16 protein-coding genes and 1 tRNA gene are annotated in these 19093 nt (G+C 28.8%); 13 read left to right on the forward strand and 4 right to left on the reverse strand.

Going from position 1 to position 19093, the window contains the following annotated elements; all coding sequences use genetic code 11:
- Positions 1-561: 561 nt before the first annotated feature.
- The 5 genes from RT575_RS03620 to RT575_RS03640 all read left to right on the forward strand — a co-directional run bounded on the left by RT575_RS03620 (position 562) and on the right by RT575_RS03640 (position 6146).
- Positions 562-810, forward strand: a complete 249-nt coding sequence (locus RT575_RS03620; protein ID WP_313578893.1) for a helix-turn-helix transcriptional regulator — start codon at positions 562-564, stop codon at positions 808-810.
- A 172-nt stretch (positions 811-982) separates the two neighbouring features.
- The gene (locus tag RT575_RS03625) at positions 983-1978 is read left to right on the forward strand and encodes a DUF4365 domain-containing protein (RefSeq protein WP_313578895.1); all 996 of its coding nucleotides are present in this window, start codon (positions 983-985) and stop codon (positions 1976-1978) included.
- 199 nt (positions 1979-2177) lie between these two features.
- The gene (locus RT575_RS03630) at positions 2178-3968 is read left to right on the forward strand and encodes an AAA family ATPase (RefSeq protein ID WP_313578897.1); all 1791 of its coding nucleotides are present in this window, start codon (positions 2178-2180) and stop codon (positions 3966-3968) included.
- 509 nt (positions 3969-4477) lie between these two features.
- A complete protein-coding gene (locus tag RT575_RS03635; protein WP_313578899.1) occupies positions 4478-4648 on the forward strand; it encodes a hypothetical protein in 171 nt (56 codons plus the stop codon).
- Positions 4623-6146, forward strand: a complete 1524-nt coding sequence (locus tag RT575_RS03640) for a recombinase family protein (protein ID WP_313578901.1) — start codon at positions 4623-4625, stop codon at positions 6144-6146. The genes RT575_RS03635 and RT575_RS03640 overlap by 26 nt, the downstream gene beginning before the upstream one ends.
- Here RT575_RS03640 and RT575_RS03645 read toward each other — a convergent pair.
- Positions 6137-6221, reverse strand: a tRNA-Ser gene (locus RT575_RS03645). The two genes, RT575_RS03640 and RT575_RS03645, sit on opposite strands and share 10 nt — an antisense overlap.
- 343 nt (positions 6222-6564) lie before the next feature.
- Between RT575_RS03645 and RT575_RS03650 the strand changes: the two genes are divergently transcribed.
- Entirely contained in the window at positions 6565-8001 is a 1437-nt protein-coding gene (locus RT575_RS03650; protein ID WP_313578903.1) for a glyceraldehyde-3-phosphate dehydrogenase, read from the forward strand.
- Between the two features lie 292 nt (positions 8002-8293).
- Here RT575_RS03650 and RT575_RS03655 read toward each other — a convergent pair whose 3' ends face one another.
- The gene (locus tag RT575_RS03655) at positions 8294-9802 is read right to left on the reverse strand and encodes a bifunctional GNAT family N-acetyltransferase/carbon-nitrogen hydrolase family protein (protein WP_313578905.1); all 1509 of its coding nucleotides are present in this window, start codon (positions 9800-9802) and stop codon (positions 8294-8296) included.
- 534 nt (positions 9803-10336) lie between these two features.
- Between RT575_RS03655 and RT575_RS03660 the strand changes: the two genes are divergently transcribed.
- The 5 genes from RT575_RS03660 (at position 10337) to RT575_RS03680 (ending at position 15543) form a co-directional block, all read left to right on the forward strand.
- Positions 10337-11542 (forward strand): methyltransferase domain-containing protein, encoded by a 1206-nt coding sequence (locus RT575_RS03660; protein WP_313578907.1) that lies wholly within the window; start codon positions 10337-10339, stop codon positions 11540-11542.
- Between the two features lie 144 nt (positions 11543-11686).
- A complete protein-coding gene (locus RT575_RS03665) occupies positions 11687-12553 on the forward strand; it encodes a cupin-like domain-containing protein (protein WP_313385307.1) in 867 nt (288 codons plus the stop codon).
- Positions 12554-12655: 102 nt separating this feature from the next.
- Positions 12656-13849 carry a tRNA 2-thiouridine(34) synthase MnmA gene (mnmA, locus tag RT575_RS03670; RefSeq protein ID WP_409515943.1) on the forward strand — a complete coding sequence of 398 codons (1194 nt, stop codon included), beginning with the start codon at positions 12656-12658 and terminating at the stop codon, positions 13847-13849.
- A gap of 66 nt (positions 13850-13915) precedes the next feature.
- Complete coding sequence (locus tag RT575_RS03675) at positions 13916-14407, forward strand: GNAT family N-acetyltransferase (protein WP_313578909.1); 492 nt, start codon at positions 13916-13918, stop codon at positions 14405-14407.
- Between the two features lie 101 nt (positions 14408-14508).
- The gene (locus tag RT575_RS03680) at positions 14509-15543 is read left to right on the forward strand and encodes an alpha/beta hydrolase (protein ID WP_313578911.1); all 1035 of its coding nucleotides are present in this window, start codon (positions 14509-14511) and stop codon (positions 15541-15543) included.
- 41 nt (positions 15544-15584) lie between these two features.
- Here RT575_RS03680 and RT575_RS03685 read toward each other — a convergent pair whose 3' ends face one another.
- Positions 15585-16037: an NAD(P)H-dependent oxidoreductase gene (locus RT575_RS03685; protein WP_313578913.1), complete on the reverse strand. Its 453-nt coding sequence runs from the start codon at positions 16035-16037 to the stop codon at positions 15585-15587.
- On the reverse strand, positions 16021-16512 hold the full coding sequence (locus RT575_RS03690; RefSeq protein ID WP_313385313.1) for a metallophosphoesterase family protein: 492 nt from the start codon (positions 16510-16512) through the stop codon (positions 16021-16023). The genes RT575_RS03685 and RT575_RS03690 overlap by 17 nt, the downstream gene beginning before the upstream one ends.
- Positions 16513-16547: 35 nt before the next feature.
- Between RT575_RS03690 and truA the strand changes: the two genes are divergently transcribed.
- Together truA and RT575_RS03700 are read left to right on the forward strand one after the other, a co-directional pair.
- Positions 16548-17303 carry a tRNA pseudouridine(38-40) synthase TruA gene (truA, locus tag RT575_RS03695; RefSeq protein ID WP_313578915.1) on the forward strand — a complete coding sequence of 252 codons (756 nt, stop codon included), beginning with the start codon at positions 16548-16550 and terminating at the stop codon, positions 17301-17303.
- Positions 17290-19050 (forward strand): ABC transporter ATP-binding protein, encoded by a 1761-nt coding sequence (locus tag RT575_RS03700; protein ID WP_313578917.1) that lies wholly within the window; start codon positions 17290-17292, stop codon positions 19048-19050. The genes truA and RT575_RS03700 overlap by 14 nt, the downstream gene beginning before the upstream one ends.
- Positions 19051-19093 lie beyond the last annotated feature (43 nt).

Consider the following 19093-nt stretch of genomic DNA (forward strand, 5'->3'; position numbering starts at 1 on the left):
ATGCTGTCAAAGTCTCAATACTGAGGCTCTGATAGAGGGCGTGTAAAGAAAGGATAGCCCTTTGCTTTACGATCCGTGTTTTAAAATGTTATAAATACGGAGTATTTTTCTTTAAAAAGAAGTAGTAAGCCAACAGACTTTGTCTGGTGGTTTTTTACGGATGAATGGAAATTGTTTCGTTCTCATTTTGTGTTGGGTTTTTATGGAACGATGTTTCTCGTGTATGAAGAAATACTTGCAAAAAAAGCAAGGCGGATCCACACTTTAGTACCGAGGGCGACCAAACCCTACTTAATAAATTTAAGCTTCTACCTAAAGGATATGTGAAAACCGCCCATGCCGTATGCGAAAGTACAAAACTTTTGAGACATGGAGCGATTCCACGATACTCTCGATAGAAAATTGGTCGTTTCGGTTCGAGATTACATCGTTTAATTATGACTATTAAAAGTCTAATTATCAATTCGCTCATACAAATATAACAATATTTTTTAATTATAGGGATATATTCCTAAAGATATTTTTAATAATAATCTCATTTTGCTTTGAAATACTGTAGAAATGGATATAACAGATGAATTTTTAGTTGAAATAGGAAAGCAAATTTCACATCTTAGAGAAAAAAACAATCAAACTTTAGATGATTTAGAATACTTAAGCGGAATTGATTCAAGCGATATTAATAAGTATGAAAAAGGAAAAACGAACTTAACTATACGTAATTTAATTCGAATAGCTAAAGCTTTAAATGTTCATCCAAAAATTCTTTTAGATTTCGATTTTGATGTTAATAAATATAATAATGAATAAAGGCTCTAATAAGGATCTTTTTTTAATTAAAGAAATACTTACACAACAATGGTTATGAATTAGTTTTGTTTGTATATTTGTTATTTAGGCTAATTACTGATATTTTTTTATGAAACATATATTGTATTAGCTTCGTGAAAACAATGTTATACGTCACTTTAGAATAAACTAAATGATTAGAAAGAAACAAAGAGTTCTTCAACATGTAATGGAGGATGAATCATATGAAATTATAAAATGTCAAATTCCAAAGCACTGGGTAATTAGAGAATTTAATCGCCCAGATTATGGAATTGATTTGGTTATCGAACTTTTTGAATTAATAGATGAGGATGTTGCTGAGACTTTAGGTGAATTCATTTATGTCCAAGTAAAATCGGTAAAAGAATTACAATTAAAGCAAGAAATTATTTATGAAGTTGGAAATGTTGCTAAAGGAATATGGAATGAAAACAGAAAATCTTATACTAAACTTGACGTAATAAAATATCCTTTTGACACAACTTCAATTTTCACCTTTCAATCTTTAGGTGGTAGTGTTCCTGTCTTATTATTTGTTGTAGATATAAAAAATAGAGAGACATATTTTGTATGTGTAAACGATTACATTGATAAAATAATTTTACCACAAAACCCTAAATATACAGAACAAGGTTCAGTGACATTTAATATACCATCGTTAAATAAATTATCCAACCCTGATATAGCGAACAACGCTCTCAAATTTTATGGCAAAAGAGCTAAACTTCTTGCGGCTTTTTCTAAATTTTCGTTTCAAAAAAACGAAATCAAACATATTTTTGGCTACAAAGATTATCCAGTTTGGACATACCGAGATGAAATAGAAAAAGATAAAGTCTATCAACCATATGAAATTAAAACTCAAATATTATACTTTATTTCTCAAATAGAAGATTTGGATATATGGCAACACAATGAGTGGCAAGTATTACCACAAGCAAAATTTGACCTAATTCAAGTAAAAACTATTTTAGAAAATGATGAAATAGATTGGAGAATTGCGAAAGATAAAATTATTGTTTTATGGCATCAACTAACTAACTTTGGGACTATGTATGAAGACATTTGTCGTGAATGGTTTCTACCCAAAATGATTAGTTTAATGACATCTTATCCAACAATGCCTGAAATAATTGATGAAAAATAAAAGCGAACGCATAACATGGGTAACTGTTGCACAACTCCAATTTTAGGTACAAAAACACAAAATAGTATAAATAATAACATGTTTAGAAGCTTTTTTTAAGGAGGTTTTTGTTTTTACGTGAAAACGTATTTTTTTATTAAATGGTTGTTGTATGTTTGAGAACATACCATCTATTATACTCAATAAAACTCAAAAAATAATGGCAAAAACAAAAAAGATTGAAGAAGTTTCTTTAGTTTCAGATAACCCAGAAGTTGCAAAACCAAAACTTACAAAATTAATTATCAAAAACTACAGATGTATTGGAAGTACACCTGTCGAAATAAATTTAAATGATATAGTAGTTTTAGTTGGAGCAAACAATGTAGGAAAAAGTTCTATTCTTAAAGCTTATGAATTAGCTATGTCTCAAGGCTCAAATAAAGCAAACTTGAGTTTAGAAGATTTCCCGCATAACAAAATCGACCCAGAAAATTTACCTGAAATAGAAATACATACAAGAGTCTACGATAATGCTCCAGGAGAAAAATGGATAGAAATTCAAGAAAATGGAGATTTTATAGTTAAGGAAAAATTCATTTGGGAAAGTGAAGGAAAACCTAAAAGACAAGGATTTGACGTTGAAGTAAAAGATTGGAGCGATAATGTTCCTTGGGGAGCGCCAAATGTCGCAAATTCAAGAAGACCTGAACCTCATAAAGTAGATGCTTTTGATTCGCCAGAAAAGCAAGCAGATGAAATTAAGAAATTAATTATGCAAGCCTTGACTGAAAGAGTTAAAAATTACAAAAATCTAAACCAAGAAGGAGAAGAAGAAAACGAATATCAAAAGCTTTTAAGACAAGTTAAAGAGTTACAGAAAAAAATTCTTGATGAGGCTAAAGATCAAATTGATGAAGTAAATCAAGAATTAACAACACTTATAAGTAAAGTTTTTCCAAAATATAAAATCGATTTTGACGCCAAAGCCGAAGATAATTTAGATAATGCAATTAATCTTTTTAAAGCAGATACACAGTTATTAATGGGACCCGAAGATGGATATTTAAGTACAATCGATAGACAAGGAAGTGGTGCACGTAGAACTTTATTATGGACAGCACTAAAATTCATATCGGAAAACAATCAAAAAGCAAAACCTGAAGGGGCTTTAAACAGACCTCATTTATTACTAATTGATGAACCTGAATTATGTTTACATCCAAATGCTATAAGAGAGGCTTGTAACTTACTTTACGAATTACCTGAAACTGGTAATTGGCAAGTTATGGTTACAACTCATTCACCAATTTTTATAGATTTTTCAAAAGACAATACAACAATTATTAAAGTTGAAAAACAAGAGAATGGTGATATTATTGGAACTACTGTTTTTAGACCTGATAAGGTTAACTTAGATGATGAAGATAAAAGAAATTTAAAATTACTTAATTTATGTGACCCTTATGTTGCTGAATTCTTTTTTGGCGGAAAAGTTATAGTTGTCGAAGGGGATACAGAATATACAGCTTTCAATTATATCAAAAGACAAAAACCTGAATTATATAATAATATAAATATTATTAGAGCTCGTGGAAAAGCTACTATAGTCTCGCTTATCAAGATTCTTAATCATTTTGGTTCAGATTATTCTGTTCTTCACGATTGTGACTTGCCAAGAATTACAACCAAAAAAGGAAAAGAAATGGCTAATCCTGCTTGGGGAAATAATCCTAATATTTTGGAGGCTATAAATTCAAAACCAGCAGGTACTTCTACTAGACTCTTAGCTTCTCTTCCAAATTTTGAAGAAGCCTATTTTGAAGAAATAGCAAATGAAGAAAAACCATATAATGCATTAAAAAAACTTGAAGAAAATCATATTTATTTTAATAAAGTTGAAACTCTTCTGAAAGCATTAATCAACTTCGAAAGCGAAACACCTATTAATTGTACAGAATGGTCTTCAATTGAGGAATTAGAAACTAAGCTTTTGGCAATTGGATCCTAACAATATTACTGCCTATAATAACTAAGATTTCGTCTTGCCCAGAGGGCATGAGATGTATTGGAAATTATTTAAGATAAAAAACAATGAATATACAACCTCGCTAAATATTTTAAGCGAGGTTTTCTTTTTTACACAATAAGATATACTTGTTATCTTATCGTCTATTTTTTTTGAAGGACAAAATAGTCTATTTCTTCGAGGTTTGTTCGAGTGTCCTTCGACAATGGTTCGAGAAAAAGTATGTTTTGTTGAACATCATTCGAACAACGGTCGAAGGATTGTCGAAGAATATACATCAAAAAATACATTTTAGCTAGTCTACTATTTTTTGCGTTAGAGATCACCAAACAATAAAACTAACCTCTTGATTAATTCCTTAATTAATCAAAACCAATACCTGACATATACTTCCAATAAATACCTATTTATAGCTACTTCATCATTTAGAACTACTTTTTATTAAACGATTCAAATGTTTAAAAACTTTATGAATAATAAAGACTAAGATAATGAAGAAAGGTGATGGATATTTAAAAATAACTGATAATCAAAAAGATAATATTGATATAAATCAAAAAAGACTAGCTAAGAAGGAAGAAAAAGTTGTAAATTTGATTATAGAGATCATTTTATCTACCACTTTAAAGGAATACTATGAAAAGAGCAATAAGATACCTTAGGTTTAGTCAGCTCGGACAGAGTAATGGTTCAATAGAACGACAAGAACTTTATACTGATCAATGGTTAGAATTTAATGAAGTTAAATTAATAGACACTTTTATTGATCGTGGTAAAAGTGCTCGCACATTTGATCGTCCAGATTTTATTAAACTCAAAGATTTTATTAAGAAACATTACAAAGCTGTTGATTATCTTCTTGTCGACCAATTGGATCGTTTTAGTCGCGATGCAGGTGAAGCGATGAGTATGGTAAAATTACTTCAGAAAAAATACAACATTCAAGTTGTAAGCGTTACAGAGGGAATAATCTTCGATTACGACACGCCTGGTAGTTTTTTCAGAGCAGGTTTACAATTACTTCTAGCCGAAGAAGACAACATTAATCGAAGTATAAAGGTGAAAGGCGGTATTTATACTGCTAAAGCAAAAGAAGGACGATTTGTTTTTAAAAATGCTCCATTTGGCTACAGGAAAATTGGAGAACGAAAAGAACGAAAGCTAATTGTAGAAGAAAAAGAAGCTAAAATTGTCCGCCATATTTATGACGCTTTTCTTAAAAACACACCACTTTATTTGATAAAAGAAGAAGCTAGAAATCTTGGTTTCACCACCAAAGGAAATATGGCGATTGAACGTGTTCTAAAAAATCCTGTCTATGCAGGATTATTAAAAGTAGAAGCCTATAAAAATTATCCTGGGGGATTATTTGATGCGATACATGAACCAATCATCGATAAAACTTCATGGATGATGGTTCAAGAAAAATTTAAAAACCCAATTAAACAGCGTGTAGTCATAGATGATGAACTTCCTCTACGAGGGATATTAAAATGCCATTGTGGAACACCATTATCAGGAGCACCATCGAGAGGGAAATCAGGAAAATATTTTTACTATTATAAATGCAGACATTCACGACACAACAACATTAGTGCAATAAAAGCTCATAATCAACTTCTTCAAATTTGTGAGTTAATGAGTTTATCATCTATTCAACTCAATAAAATTAAATCTGAAACAAGTAAAACACTTGAAATTGAGCTATCAAACAATAGAAAAAAGGTTGTTGAAAAACAAAATCAATTATTAGCAGTTCAAGAGAAGTTATTTTCGGTAGAAGAAAAATGGATTAAAAACGAAGTAAGTAAGGATACGTATCAACGTTGGTTTTCTAGTTACAATGATGAAATTATAACTCTTAAAGGGTCAATAGAGCGATATAGTACTGATCAACAAGTTGCTTTTAAAATCTTAGAAAAGAATCTGAATCAATTAACAGATATGAAGTTTGTTTATTCTAAAGCTAATACTTTACAGAAAAGAGAATTTGTAAATATAGTGTTCGACAGCAATTTATACTATGAAAATGGGATTTATCGAACACCTACAATGATGGATTTATTTTCGATTAATCATTTGAAAATGAAGGAAGAAAACTTACTTATTTATACAAAAAAAGAGATTCTAAATGATAGAATCCCTTTCAGCGGAGAGTGAGGGATTCGAACCCCCGGAGGTGTGACCCTCAACAGTTTTCAAGACTGCCGCATTCGACCACTCTGCCAACTCTCCTTTAACACCGTTTATTTCGGTATTGCGAGTGCAAATATAGAATGTTTTTTGGAATAAACAAACTATTTATAAAAACTAAATAATTAACTATAACGTTTTAGTTGATTGTTTTTATTTGTTTATTTATTATAATAATCTTTAATTGAGTATATTATGAGGTTATAATTAATTTTTAATTTTATTAAAAAATCTATTGTTTTTCATTAAAATTATTTATTTTCGTATCGAAATGTTCTTTTAAATATGATAATTATCAATTTTAGTAAAAAAAAGTCACGAAATCGTTATAATTGTTTAATTTTGCCAAAACAAAACAAGAAACATAAATCTATTTTTAAAAAAAATGAGCAAGCCAACTTACGAACAACAGCTTTCGTCATTTAACGAAACAAATAAGAAAGTCATAGAGTTCATAAAAATTATCTCTGATTTATGGTACGAAAAATCGATTGAATTAGTTCTTTTTCGTAACCAATTGGTTGATAAAAGTATTAGTGATATAATTAATTTACATCAGTATGCTGAAGAATTTATTGGTAAACCTATTTCTATCACAGAAACGTTAGCGTTAGCAGAAGGAATATCTAAGTTAGATTTACCAGCTTCACGTATTGATATTGGAAAGTTGGCATCAGAATATCAAAACGAAAATTCAACGGTACAAGATTTTTTAAATGATAAATTAGAAAACAAAATAGATTCTAAAGTTATTCATGCAAAAGATGTTGTATTATACGGTTTTGGTAGAATTGGTCGATTATTGGCGCGTGAATTAGCTTCGAAAACAGGTAAAGGTGAACAATTAAGATTACGTGCAGTTGTAACTCGTGATAAAGTAGATCCTGTTTTATTAGAAAAAAGAGCTTCTTTATTAAGACATGATTCGGTTCATGGAGATTTTAATGGAAGTGTAGTTGTAGATCATGAGAATAATGCTTTAATCATAAATGGGATTACAGTAAACATGATTACAGCATCACAACCAGAAGATATTGATTACACATCTTACGGGATTGATAATGCTTTAATTATAGATAATACAGGAGTTTTTAAAGATGATGTGGCTTTAGCAAGACATTTATCTTCTAAAGGTGCTGATAAAGTATTGTTAACTGCTCCAGGTAAAAATGTTCCTAACATTGTTTACGGAGTTAATCATGAAGAATATAGTCCAAATGATACAACTATTTTTTCTGCAGCTTCTTGTACAACAAATGCTATTACGCCTATACTAAAAGTGATTGAAGATAATTTCCAGATAGTAAAAGGACATTTAGAAACAATACATGCATACACAAACGATCAGAATTTGGTTGATAATATGCATAAAAAATACCGTAGAGGACGTGCAGCAGCATTAAATATGGTAATTACAGAAACGGGAGCAGGTAGTGCTGTTGCAAAAGCTTTACCAAGTTTAGCAGGAAAACTAACATCTAATGCTATTCGTGTTCCAGTTCCAAATGGTTCTTTGGTTGTTCTTAATTTAGAAGTTGGTAAAACAACAACGAAAGAAGATTTGAATGAAACGCTTAAAAAAGCAGCTTTAGACGGAGAGTTAGTAGAACAAATTAAATACTCTTTGAATAATGAATTAGTATCATCGGATATTATAGGAACTACAGCTCCTTCTATTTTTGATAGCAATGCAACGATTGTATCAAAAGATGGTAAAAGCATAGTTTTATATGTATGGTACGATAATGAATATGGATACAGTCATCAGGTAATGCGTTTAGCAAAACACATTGCAGATGTAAGAAGATATACTTACTATTAATAGTAATTTTTCCCTTTTATTAAATAAACCCACCAAATTTTTGGTGGGTTTATTATTTTATCTTGAAGTTGTTTTAAACTTCTATTATATATTATGTCATTCTATTCTTGTCGAAGAATCTTATTTATTTTTAATCACGAATTTGCAATAGTGATTGAAGCGGCATCCTTTTATAAACAATTCTTCTTTGAAAAAAATAAATTTTATTGTTTATAAAAGATATAGCGGGAAAGCACGGTGCGGAGCAATTGCCCAAAAAATAAATATAATTTTTAAAGTTTAAATAATTTTATTACTTCATCAATTTCACTTGATATAAATCTTGTCTCCTGTCTTTCATTGTTTTTACTGTTCCATATTCATGCAGTTCTCTCAATAAATATAAATCAACATCTGCTACTAAAACCATTTCTGTATTTGGAGTTGCTTCAGCTTTTACACCATTATTAGGAAATGAAAAATCTGAAGGTGTAAATACAGCAGATTGTGAATATTGTATATCCATGTTATTTACGCGAGGTAAATTACCAACAGATCCAGCAATTGCAACATAACACTCATTTTCTATAGCTCTTGCTTGTGCACAACTTCTTACGCGTGTATATCCATTCTGAGTATCAGTCATAAAAGGAACAAATAGAATTTCCATTCCTTGTTCTGCTAATAAACGACTCAATTCAGGAAATTCTACATCATAACAAATTAGTAAACCTACTTTTCCACAATCAGTATCGAAAACTTTTATTTCGTCTCCTCCGTTCAGTGCATAATATTTAAACTCATTCGGAGTGATATGTATTTTACTATAAGAATCTAATTTACCAGAACGATGACATAAAAATGAAGTATTATATAATTTATCTTCTTTTATATGTGGCATTGAGCCAGAAATAATATTGATATTATAGGTTATAGCTAATTCTTGAATTTTTTTCACAATATCATCTGTCATTGTAGCTAATTGTTGCATAGCTTCAATTTCTTTAAGATGATTGTATGGACTCATTAATGGTGTATTAAAAAATTCTGGAAACATTATAAAATCAGAACCATAATCACTCACAGCATTCACAAAAAATTCTACTTGATCATAAAAATCCTGTAAACCATTAAACAATCTCATTTGCCATTGTACCAAACCTATTCTTATGTTACGTTTTGTCGGTGAGTTGGATGTTAATTCTGGCTCATAATAAATATTATTCCATTCTAATAATGTTGCATACTCTAAGGATTCTTTGTCTTCTTTTAAATAATTTTTTAAAATCTTTTTTACATTAAAATCATTAGATAGTTGGAAGGCTAAAGTAGAATCATATATTTCTTTTCTTTTAACTTTTTCTATGTATTGTCTTGGAGAAAGTTCATTAGAATAATTGTGATAATTAGGTATTCTACCACCTGCAACGATAGATTTTAGATTCATTTCTTCGCAAAGTTCTTTCCTCACATCATATAATCTTCGACCTAATCTTAATTGTCTATAATTGGGATGAACAAATACTTCAATTCCATACATTGTATCACCATCGGGATCATGTTTTAAAAACTTACCATTTGATGTAATAGTATCATAATTGGAATTTAAATTTGTTTTTTTTGAGTTAACAATTATACTAAGTGCAGAAGCTACAACTTTACCATCTACTTCAACACAAAATTGTCCTTGTGGATAAATGGCTAGTAATTCTTTGATTTCATCAACTGTCCAAGTATCCATTTGGTTATCGTAAGCTTCTTTAGTTGATTGTGTTAAATCACTATAATCATTAATTGTTAAATTCCTTACTTGGATATTCATCTTGTTTTAATTTATAACTTTTATTAAACGTATATTAAAAATAACAAATATTAATCCAAAAACATTATTGAATATTTTTTAATTTATTCTTTACAATAACTTAAAAATAAAGTCTTAATGTTATATTTATTCAATATTTATAAATAAAAATTAAAAATATTTTTTTTGTTATTAAAAATAATTCTATATTTGACAATAGGTAGTAGAGAGTAAGATTGATTTTTTAAATTTATAATTTGTACTTACAGTGTAAGTTTTTAAAAATCAATTGGGTTTAAGCTGAGGAGCTTAAACCCGTTTTTTTTATATCTAATTAAACTTTTCTTATTTATTAATCTTTCTTACAATTAAAACACTATATAATAAGCTTATTATTAATTAGGTAAGTTTATTTTTAATGTATTTATTACCATTTCTTTTGATAAGAAAAAAACTTCATAGACTTTAATTCAAGAAAAATTTTCTACTAAAAATGATAAAGAAGAAAGTTTTTTATGTCAATTCTCATTAGACTTTGTAAATTTGTAGCGAATTATGAAGATTTTACCATATAAAAATTTATTTGTCGGGATAACTGACACATTGCAACAGATTTTCTTCGAGGGGAAATATGCTGATAAGGAAGTAGAACGTACTTTAAAATCAAACAAACAATGGGGAGCTAGAGATCGTGGATTTATAGCTGAAACTGTTTATGATTTAGTTCGTTGGAAACGTTTGGTTGAAGGAGCGATGAGTCGCCCACTTTCTCCTGAAACTATATGGGAATTTGTAGGTACTTGGTTTGCCTTAGATCCAGAGCAAACATTACCTAAATGGGAAGAATTTCAAAAAATTTACCCTAAAGAAGTTTTAAAAAGACATCATACATCCTCTAAAAATCCTGCTGTAGCAGAATCTTATCCAGATTGGATGTTCGAACTAGGAGAAAAATCTTTAGGTAATCGTTGGTTAGATGAAGTTCATGCAATGAATTCTCAAGCACCAACTGTTTTACGTGTTAATACAATAAAAACAGATCGTAAAACATTACAAAAAGCATTGAAGGATCGTAGAATAAAAACAAAAATTTTATCTAAATATCAAGATGCATTAGAGTTAGAAGAGAAAACAAACATATTTAGAACAGATGAGTTTCAGAATGGTTGGTTCGAAGTTCAAGATGCAGGTTCTCAATTAATCGCTCCATATTTAAGAGTAGAGCCAGGAATGAGAGTTGTTGATGCTTGTGCTGGAGCAGGAGGTAAAACATTGCATTTAGCTTCTTTAATGGAAAATAAAGGTCAAATTATAGCAATGGACCTTTATGAGTGGAAGTTAAAAGAGTTAAAACGTCGTGCAAAAAGAAATAATGTTCAAAATATTCAAACAAAGATTATTGAAGCTAAAACAATAAAAAGAATGGAAGGTACAGCTGACCGTTTATTGATTGATGCTCCATGTTCTGGAATGGGGGTTTTGAAACGTAATCCTGATGCAAAATGGAAATTAAAACCTGAGTTTTTAGAAGAAATTATAGCAACTCAAGAAAAAATATTATCTGATTATTCTAAAATTATAAAAGTAGGAGGTTTAATGGTTTATGCTACTTGTTCTATTCTTCCACAAGAAAATGAAGAGCAAGTGAAAAAATTCTTAGCAAATCACTCAAATTATAAACTAATATCAGAAAAAATGCATTATCCATCTCAAACAAACTATGATGGATTTTATATGGCTTTAATTGAAAGATTAGCCTAAACTGATTTATACAATTATATTAAGACCAAGTTTACTTGGTCTTTTTTTTGTTTATATTTTGAAAAAAACACTAAAAATTATCATAATTAATCATTTATTTTTAACAAAAAAGTTATGTAAATTTGTACTTTATTTTACATAAAAATGAGTTTTAATTTTAGTGAAGTTGAGAGAGTTGAAAATATTTCAGCAAAAGATTTTCAAAAATATTACGTAAAACCTCAAAAGCCAGTTGTTGTAGAAAAAATTACTGAAGATTGGCCTGCTTATGAAAAATGGAATTTCGAGTACATTAAGAAAGTAGCTGGAGATAAAATTGTTCCTTTATATAATAATGATCCTGTAGATTATACAAAGAAAGTAAATGAACCTATCGCTCGAATGAAAATGTCTGAATATGTTGATTTATTAAAAACTGAACCAACTGATTTACGTATTTTCTTATATAACTTAATGAAACAAGTTCCAGAATTACAAAAAGATTATAAAATGCCAGACTTGGGTTTGAATCTTTTTAAATCAATGCCAATGCTTTTTTTCGGAGGAGAGGGATCTAATGTTTTTATGCATTATGATATTGATTTAGCTAATATCTTGCATTTCCATTTTGCAGGAAATAAAAGATGTATTATTGTACCTCCTCAGGATACGAAGTATATGTATAAAATACCTCATTCTGTTATTTGCCGAGAAGATATTGATTTTGATAACCCTGATTTTGATAAATGGCCAGCTCTAAGATATATTAATCCTATGTATGCTGATTTAAAACATGGAGAAATGCTTTACATGCCTGAAGGTTGGTGGCACTATATGAAGTATTTGACACCAGGCTTTTCAATGAGTTTAAGATCATTAGCACATAAACCTAAGAATCTTTCTGAAGCTGTATATAATGTATTTTTAATGAGGACTTATGATAATATCATGAGAGGAATAAAAGGTCAGCAGTGGATCAAAGAAAAGAATGAAAAGGCAATTATTAATACGAATAAGCTTATTTTAAAATAGAGATATATAGATATATCTTATTGAACAATTAAAACAATAGAATAATAGATAACTATTTTCAAGAATTTTATTTTGTAACTTTGTCGTCTGAAAAAATATAAAATGAAAAGAGTTGTCGTAGGACTTTCTGGAGGAGTAGATTCAAGTGTTACAGCATATTTGTTAAAAGAACAAGGATATGACGTAATAGGTTTATTTATGCGTAATTGGAATGATGCATCTGTAACATTAGAAGATGAATGCCCTTGGATAGAAGATAGTGCAGACGCCTTGCTTGTTGCAAAAAAATTAGATATTCCTTTTCAAGTGATTGATATGTCTGATTCGTACAAAGAGCGAATAGTAGATTATATGTTCAATGAATATGAACAAGGGAGAACACCAAATCCTGATGTTTTATGTAATAGAGAAATAAAATTTGATCTATTCTTAAAAACAGCATTAGATCTTGGCGCAGATTATGTTGCAACAGGACATTATGCACGAAAAACATCAACGATAGATGAAAATGGAAAAGAAATTTTTCAATTATTAAAAGGTGCTGATAATAATAAGGATCAATCATATTTCTTATGTCAGCTATCTCAAGAACAATTAAGTAAATCATTATTTCCAATCGGAGAGATAGAAAAACCTGAAGTGAGAAGAATTGCTAAGGAGCAAGACTTAGTGACAGCCGATAAAAAAGATTCTCAAGGTTTATGTTTTATAGGTAAGGTAAGCTTACCAGAATTTTTACAACAACAATTAAAACCTAAGGAAGGTGTAATTGTAGAAATTGCAAAAGATTGGAAACAATATAACAGAGAAATACCAGTATTCAATAATAAGTATGAAGAATTAGCTCACGAAGCAAATGGTTTTTCTTACACTAAAGAAGATGGAGAAATTGTAGGTAAACATCAAGGAGCTCATTATTTTACTCGTGGTCAAAGAAAAGGACTTGGAGTAGGAGGGAAAGTAGAACCTTTGTTTATTATTGATACAGATGTTAATGAAAATATTATTTACACTGGACAAGGTGCAAATCATCCTGGTTTATTAAAAAAAGCTTTATTTATTAAAGAAGACGAAATTCATTGGGTTAGAGAAGATTTGACTTTAAAAGAAAATGAGGTAATGGAAGTTTTAGCTCGTATTCGTTATCGTCAACCTTTACAAAAAGCAATTTTGCATAAAGCAAAAGATGGTATGTTTGTAGAATTTGAACAGCCACAATCTGCAATTACAGAAGGTCAATTTTGTGCTTGGTATTTGGGAGAAGAATTAGTAGGTTCTGGAGTTATAAATAACTAGTAAGAATTAAAAAATATAAAAAAAACGTTTAAGATTATTCTTGAACGTTTTTTTTATATTTAATATATGGGAGAAACTATTTTTTTAAAATCATATCATAAAAGTCATTATGATGAATTAATAAAATTTGATTTACCTCAAGATCAAATTAATTTTACTGCATTACCTGGACATGCAATAGAACAAATGAATAATCGAATAGATCAAGAAAATTTAAAAGCTATTACAATAGTATTGAAGGATAAACCAATCGGTTTTTTCATTTTAGATTATGGAAAAGATAAATTAGAACTTACTAATAATATTAATTCGCTTTTATTGCGTTCTTTGTCTATAAATCATCTTTACCAAGGCAAAGGCTATGGTAAAAAAGCAATGTATTTATTAGATGAATTTATAAAAAGCAATTATACAAATATTGAAGAATTAGTACTTGCTGTTAATTTTAAAAATAAATCAGCTTATCAATTATATTTAAAAGTTGGTTATATAGACGAAGGAAAATCAAGAGAATGGTTACAAGGATTTCAGCACTTATTAAAAAAGAAATTAATATAACCTCATGTTGTTATTAATGAGTTATATAACTTTAATTTTGTATTTGATATTTTTTTATTTATTGAAATTTTAGTATTTAATTTGCAAAATATTCAATCCAAATGAAACCTATATTTTATCTATTTTTAATAAGTATTCTTACTTCTTGTGCTGCAATACATAATGTGCCAGATTCTCAGCGTCCTAATAATTTTATCCAACCTAATACAACAAGTTCTTTTGTTGATCAAAATGGTAATTTTTATCCAGATAGTTGGTTAAAAGAATTTGGGAAACCTCCAAGAAATGCAAGTAGAAATGATTATTCTTTGATGAAAATAGCTACAGAGAAAAGTTTTCAAGATGAATTAATTAATTACGAAAATCTAAGATTGAAAGCTATATCTGAAAGAATTAGGAATAAAAAAAGAGTTATCATATTTGTTCATGGAATAGATAATGATTATTTGTCTAGCTTATCTAGTTATAATAAAGCTAAAAGCTACATGAACATTAATAATTCTAATGATGAAATTCTTAATTTTTATTGGGATGGATTAGTAAATGAAAGTTTATTTGGAGCAGCTAAAGTTTGGGTTTCTGCAACAACAAATAGTCAATTAGCAGGTGTTTTTGGATTGAGGAGAATATTGAATTCTATTTCTAACAAAGATGTGTATCTTATATCTCATAGCCGTGGGGCATCTGTTGTTCTTAGTGCTTTAGTAAATCCTTCTTTAAAAAGTAGTGAAATAAAAAGAGCTAAAAAAGTTCATCATGTTGATTATTCGGATGCCTTAGAGTTAAAAGAAAATAATAATAGGTTCTATAGTATTATGCTTGCTCCTGCAATTGGTAGAGTAGATTTTGTAACAGATGCAGATGAATTAAAACAATTTACTCCTCAATTAAAGAAAATGCATATTACTATAAATAATACAGATTATGTTTTAGGTAAAGGAAGAGTAGGTTTTCTTTCACGTAGTTTTACACCAACAGATTTTGGTTATAAAGATGATTTATATAATGAACTTAATAAAACATATACTTTTTTAGAGAAAACGGATTTTACAGGACAAGATTCTCACGAATTTAAAAAATATATAAACAATCCTAAATTTATAACAATCCTAAAAGAATTTAAATTGAGTAAATAAGATAGTTAAGACAGTATATATTGTCTTAACTGTCTTATAAATTAATAATGTTTACCATCAATATATTCTAAGTGTAGATAATCAGCAGTTTCTTTAAAAGGTAAAAAGAAATTATCACCAAGATTATTCCCGTTAGAAGTTGTTATTACTTCTATTTTTTTACCCATTAATTTTCTACCTAATTCTTCTTGCGTACCAATTAAATCAGTTATTCTATCAAAGAAAATTTTCATTAAACTACTCATAGAATACCAATATACAGGAGTAGCAAAAATTATTTTATCGTATTTAATAATTTCATTGATAATCAATAAAAATTCATCGTCATCAGAATATTTTTCATCATAATTATATAATTCTATTTTATAATCAATAAGTTTAATTGATTTTGAATTAGGATATAATTTTTTAATTAATTGAGATGTATTACCATCTTTATTATGAGTTGAATTAATGATGATTTGTGTTTCTATTTTTTTATTTTTTAAATTCAATAACTTCTAAATTTTCAATTTTTCCATCATTCAGCTCGAATCGTAACATTGTTCGTACTTTCTGGAAGCCATGTTTACCAACAGCACCAGGATTCATGTGTATTAAGCCAAGTTGTTTATCTGGCATTACTTTTAAGATATGAGAATGTCCACAAATAAATAATTTGGGAGGATTAGAATAAATTTCTGAACGAATAGAAGGATTATATTTACCAGGATATCCACCAATATGTGTTATCCAAACATCTACATTTTCTACTGTAAATCTATTATTTAAAGGAAAATCAGCTCTAGCTTTTTGATCATCAATATTTCCATAAACTGCACGGAGTGGTTTTATAGTAGCTAATTGATCAGTTACAGAAATATCTCCAATATCTCCAGCATGCCAAATTTCATCAGCTTGTTTAGCATATTCTATAATTCTATCATCAATGTAAGAATGTGTGTCCGAAAGTAAAAGAATTTTCTTCAAAAGGTTGTATTTTTGTATTTTCAAATTTACAACAATTGCGTTATTTTTTAGAATTAGCATACAACGGAAAAAATTATTTTGGTTATCAAATTCAACCTAATCAAATTTCAGTTCAGGAAGTTATAGAAGATCGTTTATCTAAAATACTTAGAGAAAAAATATCTATTGTAGGAGCTGGCCGTACAGATTCTGGTGTTCATGCAAAAAAAATGTTTGCTCATTTTGATTATGAACAAGATTTGAATATAGATTTAATCAAAAAATTAAATTCTTTTTTACCAAAAGATATAGCTATTTATTCTATATTTTTAATGGATGATGAAGCTCATGCACGTTTTGATGCTACTTCAAGATCATACAATTATTTTATTTCACCATTCAAAGATCCATTTTCTTTTGAAAGCGCTTGGGTTTTTAGCCGTGAATTAGATATAGAAAAAATGAATGAGGCTGCTAAATTTTTAATAAAAAAGGGAGACTTTGGAAGTTTTGCTAAATTACATACAGATGTAAAAACAAATATCTGTGATGTTAGAGAAGCTTTCTGGAAAAAAAATGAAAATGGACAGCTTGTTTTTCAAATAACAGCGGATCGTTTTTTACGTAATATGGTAAGAGCAATTGTAGGTACATTGGTAGAAGTTGGTTTAGAAAGAATTTCTATCCAAGAATTTATAGAAATCATTGAACAAAAACAACGTTCATCTGCAGGGGCTTCTGCACCAGCTCATGGATTATATTTAGTTGATGTTCAATATCCAAAAGAATTATTTAAAAATGAGTTCAAATAACGAAAATTCATCGTTTGATTTTAATGGATTAAAAAGGGTATTACAAATTGGGGCTCAAAGTAAATATTTATTTTGGTCTGTTATTTTTGTTGCTGTTTTTAGTGCATGTTTTTCTGTTTATAGACCTTACTTAACAGGAAATATAATAGATGATTATATACAAACTAAAAATTTACCTGGGCTTAAAGTTCAAATTATAAAATTAGCTTTAATTCTAGTTTTCGAAGGGATTTTGTCTTTTTTCATGGTTTATTTAGCAAATGTAGTTGCGCAACGTGTAATACGTTTACTTCGCGTTCGCTTATATAATCATCTTATCAAGTTTAAACTTGGTTATTTTGATAAAACACCAAATGGTGTTTTAGTTACACGCTCTGTTTCTGATATAGAAACTATTGCTGAAGTTTTTAATGATGGAATTTTAGTCATGATGGGTGATGTATTGAAAATAGTCTTCATTGTTTTTGTTATGTACTGGATGAATTGGGTTTTAGCAACCGTTGTAATTGTGATTCTACCATTAATGATGATTATAACAAGGTTTTTTCAGAAAGCATTAAAAAATGTTTATCAAGAAGAGAGAACAATTGTAGCAAAATTGAACACATTTGTACAAGAACGATTAACAGGAATGAATATTATTCAAGTTTTTAATCGTCAGCAAGCAGAATATAATAAGTTTGTAACAATAAATGATGATCTTAAAAAGAATTATCTAAAAACTGTTTTTTATTTTTCTTTATTATTTCCTGTTGTCGACATTATTTCCGCATTAGCAACAGGTAGTTTAATTTGGTTTGGAGGATTAAGGACAGCTGTCTATGGAGATGTTTCTGTTGGAGATTTAATAGCTTTTACACAATATGTAACTCTACTTACAGCACCTATGCGAGCAATTGCAGAACGATTTAATACAATTCAACGTGGTTTAGTAGGAGCTGATCGAGTATTTAAAATTTTAGATGACGACCAAACTTTACTAGATAAAGGAAAAATAGAGCTACAAAATGTAAAAGGAAAAATAGATTTTGAAGATGTAAAATTTTCTTATGTTCCTAATAATTTAGTTTTAAAAGGTATCTCTTTCTCAACTCAGCCAGGAGAAAAAATTGCCATTGTAGGAGCTACAGGAGCGGGGAAATCAACCATAATTAATTTATTAAGTCGTTTTTACGATATCGATTCAGGAATTATAAAAGTAGATGATGTTGATATCTATGATATGAATTTGAAAAATTTAAGAGAGCATGTAGCAGTAGTTTTACAAGATGTCTTTTTATTTAATACAACAATATACGACAATATTGTTCTAGGCAATAAAGCAATTACATTAGATGAAGTACAAAATGCAGCAAGAATAATAGGTATTGATGATTTCATAAATTCTCTCCCAAAAGGATATTATAGTGAGGTAAGTGAACGTGGTGCGACACTTTCTGTAGGACAAAGACAATTAATATCTTTTTTAAGAGCATATATATACAATCCGGCAATTTTAGTTTTAGATGAAGCTACTTCTTCTATTGATACAGAGTCTGAAGAATTAATACAAAAAGCTACAGATAAATTAACAGAAGGACGAACTTCGATTATAATAGCACATCGTTTAGCTACAATACAAAATGCTGATAAAATTATAGTAATGGATAATGGGTTGATTGTTGAGCAAGGAACACATGAAGAGTTATTAGCAAAACATGGGTATTATTCTAACCTATATGAAGTTCAGTTTTCTAAAGAAAGTTAAATAAAAAATAAAAAATAATTATACATTTACAATTATTAACTCG

The sequence above is a fragment of the Chishuiella sp. genome, assembly GCF_032109125.1.
Classification (GTDB): domain Bacteria; phylum Bacteroidota; class Bacteroidia; order Flavobacteriales; family Weeksellaceae; genus Empedobacter.